Annotated in this window: 1 pseudogene; it reads right to left on the bottom strand. The window is 34.8% G+C overall.

The features are described 5' to 3' along the window. Positions 1–135: 135 nt before the first annotated feature. Positions 136–253, bottom strand: a pseudogene (locus FEZ33_RS12305) (IS30 family transposase); the annotation flags it as partial.

Here is a 253-nt window from a genome sequence, read left to right as displayed (position 1 = left end):
AGATTTGTTATCAAGCACTCGTAGGTGCTTTCACTTAGCTTGAGTCTAACCACTCGGAAACGTATTTCGTAATAATCCTTACTGCCTCGTTTTAAAAAATCAAACTTAGACGTGGTTGATAGGAACCTTAAATTGTCAAATTAAGTGCAACACAGTTTTATAAAAGATTTCATAAGGTGTTTTCCAATTCAAACATTTTTTGGGACGTGTATTTAATTTCGTTGCCCAACCTTGTATCTCTTCATCAGTTGCA

This window comes from Ruoffia tabacinasalis, from assembly GCF_005864045.1.
Taxonomy (GTDB): Bacteria; Bacillota; Bacilli; order Lactobacillales; family Aerococcaceae; genus Ruoffia; species Ruoffia tabacinasalis.
The sequence above is the reverse complement of the archived record's forward strand: the minus strand, read 5'-3'. Positions and strand labels throughout refer to the sequence as shown.